This is a genomic window from Streptomyces sp. RP5T, assembly GCF_003933965.1.
Classification (GTDB): domain Bacteria; phylum Actinomycetota; class Actinomycetes; order Streptomycetales; family Streptomycetaceae; genus Streptomyces.
Map to the genome: position 1 here is coordinate 1 of NZ_RSAJ01000420.1, position 7593 is coordinate 7593.

General features: G+C 70.2%; 6 protein-coding genes and 1 pseudogene. 2 read left to right on the top strand and 5 right to left on the bottom strand.

The window, feature by feature from the left end:
- From EHS43_RS31935 to EHS43_RS31955, 5 genes and pseudogenes are all read right to left on the bottom strand, one after another.
- A pseudogene (locus EHS43_RS31935) lies at positions 1-761 on the bottom strand (alpha-xylosidase); the annotation flags it as partial.
- A gap of 13 nt (positions 762-774) precedes the next feature.
- Positions 775-1599: a carbohydrate ABC transporter permease gene (locus EHS43_RS31940; protein WP_125194167.1), complete on the bottom strand. Its 825-nt coding sequence runs from the start codon at positions 1597-1599 to the stop codon at positions 775-777.
- The gene (locus tag EHS43_RS31945) at positions 1596-2540 is read right to left on the bottom strand and encodes a carbohydrate ABC transporter permease (protein WP_125194168.1); all 945 of its coding nucleotides are present in this window, start codon (positions 2538-2540) and stop codon (positions 1596-1598) included. The genes EHS43_RS31940 and EHS43_RS31945 overlap by 4 nt, the downstream gene beginning before the upstream one ends.
- Positions 2537-3829 carry an extracellular solute-binding protein gene (locus tag EHS43_RS31950; RefSeq protein WP_185806502.1) on the bottom strand — a complete coding sequence of 431 codons (1293 nt, stop codon included), beginning with the start codon at positions 3827-3829 and terminating at the stop codon, positions 2537-2539. Before EHS43_RS31950 ends, EHS43_RS31945 begins: the two co-directional genes overlap by 4 nt.
- 227 nt (positions 3830-4056) lie before the next feature.
- On the bottom strand, positions 4057-5403 hold the full coding sequence (locus EHS43_RS31955) for an MFS transporter (protein WP_125194169.1): 1347 nt from the start codon (positions 5401-5403) through the stop codon (positions 4057-4059).
- A gap of 83 nt (positions 5404-5486) precedes the next feature.
- Between EHS43_RS31955 and EHS43_RS31960 the strand changes: the two genes are divergently transcribed.
- On the top strand, positions 5487-6482 hold the full coding sequence (locus tag EHS43_RS31960; protein ID WP_125194170.1) for a LysR family transcriptional regulator: 996 nt from the start codon (positions 5487-5489) through the stop codon (positions 6480-6482).
- Positions 6483-6707: 225 nt separating this feature from the next.
- On the top strand, positions 6708-7593 hold an 886-nt coding region (locus EHS43_RS48220; protein ID WP_260470805.1), incomplete at its 3' end, for a hypothetical protein.

The following is a 7593-nucleotide window of genomic DNA, read 5'->3' on the forward strand; positions in this document are numbered from 1 at the left end:
GCCGTGTACTTGCGGATGATCTCCTTCGGGGTCGGGCCGTAGATGACGTAGTACGTCAACTCCTGCGTCTCGGCGCTGAACTGGACCCGTGAGACGGCTTCCGAACCGACCTCGAAGGAGACCTTGCCGGGGTGGTCGACGAAGACGCCGTAGCCCGCGTCCGTGAGGTAGAACGGCACGTTCTTGTAGGCCTGTTCGGTGGCCGTGCCGCCGTCGGCGTTCCAGATGTCGACGACCTGGCCGTTCTTGACCAGCGGTCCGAAGCGTTCGCCGAGGCCGTACACCGAGGTGCCCACGCCGAGGCCGAGCTGCTCGCGCAGGAAGTGGGCGCCCGAGGAGTCCCGCATGATGCCCATGCCCTTGGGACCGCTGCCGGTCAGCAGCCGGCCGTCCGCGAGGAAGTCGACCTGCCAGGTGTCCGTGCGGGCCACCCGCACCGACAGCGCGCCGGAGGTGAGGGTGGCGTGCTCCTCGTCGTACTCGGTGTGGGCGGTGAAGTCCTCCTTGCGGACCTCGAACCGGGGGCCCTGCGGCTGCTCGCCCTCGAAGTGGGTGAAGGTGACGCCGATGACGTCGGGCAGCGGGGCGTGGGCGCTGATCGTCACGACCGGTCCCTTCAACAGGTCGCCGCGGCGGCGGATGGGCTGGGTCGGCGCGAGGATGTCCAGTCGGCCGTCCGACGCGCTGACCTCGTGGACCTGGGCCGGGTGGGCGGCGGTGACGCCCTCGCGCAGCAGCCAGTATCCGTCGGTGAACTTCATCTGTGGGGGGTCCTTACTTCACGGCACCCACGGCGATACCGCGGGTGAGGGTTCGCTGGAAGACGAGGAAGAACACGATCGCGGGAAGCACACCGAGCAGGGCGGCCGCGTTGGTCATCGTGGCGTCCATCAGGCGCTGGCCCTGGAGGACGCCGAGGGCCACCGACACCGTCTGGTTGTCGTTGGAGATCAGCATCACCAGGGGGAGCAGGAACTCGTTCCAGGTCCAGATGAAGAAGAAGACCAGCAGCACGCCGAGGGTGGGACGGCTGACGGGGACGACGATCCGCCACAGCACCTGCCACTTGGTCGCGCCGTCGATCCGCGCCGCCTCCAGGATCTCGCGGGGGAACTGGCCCAGGACCGCGGAGAGCAGATACGTACCGAAGGCCGCCTGGATCACCGTGAACACGATGATCACGCTCAACCTGGTGTCGTAGAGGCCGACTTCCTTGCTGAGGTAGTAGACGGGGTAGACCAGCGCCTCCTGCGGGAGCATGTTCGCCAGCACGAAGAACGCGAGGACCCAGGTGCGGCCCTTGATGCGGCCGATGCCGATCGCGTAGGCGTTGAGGACGGACACGACCACCGCCAGAAGTGCCACCGAGCCGCTGATCAGCACCGAGTTGACGAGCTTCCGGCCGAAGTCGACGCGTTCCCAGAAGTCCTTGATGCCGTCGGTGTAGAAACCGTCGGGGAGGCTGAGGGGGCCGTTCTGGGCGTACTCCGTGGGGGACTTGAAGGCGTTGACCGTGACGATGAGGAACGGCACGATCATGAACAGGGCCGCGATGCACAGGGCGATCAGCACCGGGTAGCGGCGCAGGGCGGTGGTCATGCGTCGGTCCTCTCCTGGAGCCGCAGACCGATCAGGGACAGCGCGAGGATGATGACGGTGAGCACGGTGGAGATCGCGGCGCCGTAGCCGACCTGCGTCTTCTCGAAGAACGTGGTGAAGGAGAAGTACGACGGCACGTTCGTGGCGCCGCCGGGACCTCCCTTGGTCAGGACGTACACCGCGCCGAACACCTTGAGCGCGGCGATCGAGCACCAGGTCAGCACGACGTAGATCTCCGGGCGGATCTGCGGGAGCGTGATGTGCCAGAAGCGGCGCCACCAGCCGGCGCCGTCCAGCTCCGCGGCCTCGGCCAGCTGGGGGTCGGCGCGTTGCAGGCCCGCCATGAAGACGACCAGCGGGAAGCCGAGCTGGACCCAGACCATGACGCCCATGACGCTGTAGAGGGCGAGGTCGGGATCGCCCAGCCAGTCCTGCTGCCAGCTCCCGAGGCCGATCGCCTTGAGGAGGGCGTTGAGGGAGCCGTTGTCGGGGGCGAGGATCCAGCTCCAGACGATGCCGGCGACCGCGATCGGCAGCACCTGCGGCAGGTAGAAGCAGGCGCGCAGGACGGCGGCGAGCCGGGATCCGAAGTGCTTGCCGACGTAGTCGAACAGGGCGGCGGCCAGGACCAGCCCGAGGGCCGTGGGGACCGCCGCCATCGCCACGACCATGAACAGGCTGTGCCGGAAGGACGCCCAGAACTCGGAATCGTCCATCAGCTCCCGGTAGTTGGCGAGCCCCGACCACTCGGGGGAGCCCACGCCCTGCCAGTCGGTGAAGCTCACGTACGTGTTCATCACGAACGGCAGGACGATGATCGCGAGGAAGGCGAGGGCGCCCGGGAGGAGGAACAGGGCGTACGAGTCGCGGGGGCGGCGCGGGGGCCGGGGCGCGCCCGTCCTGCCGGCCACCCGCGCGGTGCGTTCGACGGTCGCCGTCATTGCTTCGGCGCGCCCTTGTCGTAGGCCTCCTGGAGATCGCTGAGGTAGCCGTCGGGCTTCTGGCTGCCCGTGATCAGCTTCTGCGTCCCGGAGACGAGGACGTCGTAGAAGCCGGGGACGGGCCAGTCAGGGTAGAAGGCCAGGCCGTCGTTCTCGGAGATGGCGTTGAAGTTCTCGATCAAGGCCTTCGACTGGGGGTCGGTGATGGCGGCGGCGTCCGCCGCGACCGGGACACCGCCGGAGTTGCCGAGCAGGTTCTGGATCTTCTTCGACATGGTGATGTCGATGAAGTCGTAGGCGAGGTCCTTGTTCTTCGAACCCTGCGGTACGACCCAGAGGTTGCCGCCGGAGCCGAGGGTGAGCTTGGAGTCGGGCCAGCGGAAGGTGCCCCAGTCGAACTTGTTCTCCGCCTTGAAGCGGCCGTACCACCAGGTGCCGGAGAACAGGATCGGCGCCTTGCCGGAGGTGAAGGAGACACCGGCGGCCTCCTCGTTCTGGCCGCTGGAACTCTTGCTGAAGTAGCCCTTCTTCACCCAGTCGGCGAAGGTCTGCGCGCCGTAGGTCCAGGCCGCGTCATGGAAGTCGGTCCTGCCCTTGTACAGCTGGTACGCGTCGACCCAGGAGCGGTCGGCCTTCGACAGTGCCAGTTGGTAGAGGTACTGCTGGGCGGGGTAGGCGGCGCCGCCGTTGGCGAGCGGGGTGACCTTGTTCTCGACGAACTTGTCCATCGCGGCGGTCAGTTCGCCGAACGTCCTCGGCTCGGCTATGCCGTACTTCTTGAACAGGTCCTTGTTGTAGTAGACCAGCGTGTACTCGGCGTAGTTGGGGACGCCGTACCACTTTCCGGAGCCCATAACGCCGTTGGTGTCGTAGAGGCTCGTGGTGCGCACGCTCGGGCTGACCAGCTTGTCCCAGCCGCGCTTGGTGGCCTCCTGCGTGAGGTCGGTCAGCAGCCCCTGCTTGGAGAGCAGGCCCGCGGTCGCGTTGCCCTTGTTGTACTCCATGAGGTCGGGCGCGTCCGAGGAGTTGAGGACCATCGGGGCGGTCTTCTGGATCTGGTCGAAGCTCTTCTCCTCGAACTTCACCTTCACACCGGGGTGCGTGGCCTCGAACTCCTTGATCGCCTCCTTCCAGGCGATGCCCATCGCGCTGCTCGGGCCCTCGTAGTGCCACAGCCGCAGTGTCTTCCCGTCGGAGGACCCGCTGCCGGAGTCTCCGCAGGACGTCATCAGCAGTGATCCGGTCAGGACCACCGCCGTCGCCACCGCACGCCTTCGTGCCGTCAACATCCCGTACCTCCGGGGAGTCGGATGGTCGCTTCGGGCGGGGGGCCGCGCAGGGGTCGTCGATTCGACTCGATTCGACGGCCCGTGTCGAAGCGCTTCGACTGTGGAACGTATGTGTGGGCTTCGGAGGTCGTCAATGGGTTGTACGAGATCAGGTGAAGCGATTCGATGACGCGCGGCGGCCACAGGGGGGCGAGGCGTGCTTCAGCGCTCGGTGTCGAGCAGGACCCTCACGCCTTCGTCGGTCTCGTCCACGTGGCGGCGGTCAGCAGGGCCACCGCTGCCGCCGTGACCGGGAGGGCGTAGCCCGCCACCGGCGACACGTGCTCCACCGTCCACCCGCCCGCCGCGCTGCCGCAGGCGATGCCGCCGAGCAGGCCGGTCACGGCCAGGGTCATGCCCTCGTTGAGGTGGCCGGGCGGGGTGCGTCGCTGGATCAGGGTCATGCCGGTGACCATGGTCGGGGCGGTCGCCATCCCGGCGACCAGGAGCGTGACCGCGACGACGGGCAGAGAGCCGGTGAGGGAGGCGGCCGGCAGGGGGAGGGTCAGCAGGGCCGTCATGGCGGCCGTGCACCACACGTAACGGCGCTCCTCCGAGACGGTCCCGGACCCGGTCCGACGTGTCGCCCCGTAGACCAGCCCCGCCGCACACGACCCCGCCGCCTGGAGCGCGAGCACGACCCCCGCCGCCGAGCGGTGGCCCTGTGCGTCGGCGAAGGCGATGGTGACGACCTCCAGGGAACCGAAGACGGCACCCATGGCCAGGCAGACGGCGATCAGGGGCGGGACACCGGGCGCGCGCAGAGGCGTCCTGGAGGGGCCCCGCCCCCGCGTCGGCGGTTCCGTCGAACGCTGTGCCGTGAACACCAGCACGCCCGCCACCAGCAGCACGACCCCGGTCAGCGTGCCCGCCTCCGGGAAGAACGCGGTGCACAGGAAGGCCGCGAGGACCGGGCCCAGCATGAAGCACGCCTCGTCCACGGCCTGCTCGAAGGCGTTCGCGACATGCAGCGCCCCCGCGTCGCCGTCGAGGAGGTGGGCCCAGCGGGCCCGGGACATCCCGCCGAGATTCGGGGTCGTGGCGGTGGCGGCGTACGACACGAAGAGCGTCCACGCGGGGGCGCCGAGGCGGACGCACAGCAGCAGGGCGAGCGAGCCGAGAGCGGCGAGCACCGTGGCCGGTACGGCGATCTTGGCCTGTCCGTGTCGGTCCACGAGCCGCGCGGTCCACGGGGCGACGACCGCCGTGGCCGCGAGACCGGTCGCGGTGACGGCGCCGGCGAGGGCGTACGAACCCCGCGTCCCCGCGATCATGACGACCGCGCTGACGCCGAACATGCCCATGGGAAGCCGGGCGAGAAGGTTTCCGATGGTGAACGCGCGCGCTCCCGGGGTGGCGAGAAGGCGGCGGTAGGGGCCGGGGGCGCGACGACGACGCGGTGTCCGGGAGTCGCGCGGGCCTCCCGGACCTCCCGGGCCTCGTGAGACTCCCGGGCCCCGGCCCCGTGGGCCGAAGTCGACGACGACGAGGGCGTCGGCGGTGGTGGTGAACATCGGGCGGTCGGGTTGCGGCATGCGCCCACCGTCGCGTGGGGACGATCAAGGGGTCCAACACCTACTCCGTACCGATTCACGCACCTGTGTTGTAAGTTCGCGCGATGTCCGTGCCCAGCCCGAGCCCCGGGCCCCGCCCCCAGCACCTCGACCCCCGGCTCCTGCGCGCCTTCCTGGTGGTCGCCGAAGAGCTCCACTTCACGCGCGCGGCCGCCCGGCTCTACATCGCCCAGCAGGCGCTCAGCCGTGATGTACGGCGGCTGGAGCGGGAGTTGGGCACCGAGCTGTTCGTGCGCACCACCCGGCAGGTGACGCTGACCGCCGACGGCGAGCGGCTGGTGCCCTACGCCCGCCGGGCCCTGGATGCCCAGGACGACCTGCTCGCCGCCTTCACGCAGGCCCGCCCGCTGCTCGTGGACCTGAACTTCCCCGACCAGGCCACCGCCCGCGCCGTACTGCTGCGCGCCCGGGAACTCGCCCCCGACCAGGAGCTCATGGCCCGCTACGAGAGCGGGCTGACGGGTGCGGCGGGGGAGCTGCTGGCCGGTCGCCTCGACGCGTCCTTCGGCCGGTTCGCCGGTCTGGACCCCGCGCTGCGGGCGGGCCTGGACCACCAGCCCGTGCGCTACGAGCGCATGGCCGTCGTGCTGCCCGAGGACCACCGGCTGGCCCCTCTGGAACGGGTGCCGCTGGCCGCCCTGGAGGGCGAGACGGTGTACGCCGGGGCGGGAAACCCGCGCACCGTGGAATGGACCGATCTCGCTCGTCGGCTGTTCGAAGGACGGGGCATCCGGCTCGCCCCGCCGGCCCCGCTCGCGATCGGCGACGAGGAGTTCCAACGGATCATGGCCAAGATCCGCAACCCGGTTCTCGCCGTCATGGATTTCCCGCCCATGCCCGCCACCGTGCTGCGTCCGCTGGTCGATCCGGTGCCGCTGTCGCCCGTGTCGCTCGTGTGGCGCAGGGGTCTGGTGCATCCGGCCTTCGACGCCCTCCGCCGCGCCGCAATCGAACTTTCCGTCGAACATGGGTGGCTTCGCAGACCCTCCAACGGATGGGTTCCAGCCACCGATGAGGCCGATATGAACATCCACAAATGACACGTGGCAAACACAGATCCTCCGTGTGCGCTACATTCGTGGCCTGAGCACGGTGTGGTAAGGGGGGCGCTCGGACCGGGTGGGGGCTCGGTTCAGCCGACGTGTGCTCAAGGTCGAAAGCGCGCCCAGATCAGCCCGTGGGGGATGTGCGTGCGCGTGAAAAAGTGGCGAGAAGACGCCCAACCGGAATGGCCCGAGGTCGCATCAGGCACCCAGGACATTTCCATGACGGGAAGCTCCACCCAGACCTTCCCGGAGTCCGCAGGGCCCGGCCCGAGCGGCTCGGCCGGCACCGAAGGCCCCGAGCCGACGGCCGACCGCACCGAGCTGCCCGCGCGAAGCACGGGCCCGGCGGGACCGTCGCGTACGGCCGGAAGGGCGGGTGCGTCGGGTACGGCAGGTGTGCCCGATGCGGCGGGGCCGAGCCTCGACCGGGACTTCCCGGACTTCCCGGGGGCCCCGAGAGCCGACCGCGCCGGGTACGTCCCGGAGCCGCCCGGCGGCCGGGTCGTCGTACGTGATCCGTGGGACGAGTCCGGCAGCGCCGACGGCGGTGCCCATGACCCGCACGAGGTGACCGTCCAGCTCGACGCGGTCAGCCTGAACGCCGACGGCCGCATCGAGGGCCGCCCCGGCGACGGCGGATCCGAGTCCGACGGCCCCGTCTTCGTCGACGAGTCCGGCCGGCGCAGCCGGCGCTTCCGCCGGATCGGCATCGCCGTCGGACTGGCCTGCGCGGTCTACGCCGTCGTCATCCTCGTCACCCTGCTGTCCGGCAACTCCAACGCGCCCTGGCTCCCCATGGACGGCCCGAAGGACGACGCCCCGGCCGGCAAGGTCGACACCGATCCGGGACCGGCCGAGTCCACCGAACCCTCCGTCGGCCCCGGAGTGATCCCGGGAACCACCCCGACGGCCGGCGGCGGGACGGCACCGGCTCCCGGAGTCACCGGCACCGCGCCCGGTGCCGGCGTGAGCCCGGCCGGGCCGGGCGCCTCCGCCGACCCGTCGGCCAGCGCCGTCCAGCCGGGCGGCAACCCGTCGGCCAGCGCCGCTCCGTCGACACAGCCGACGCAGTCGGTCACCCCGCCGCCCAGCGCCTCGGCCACCC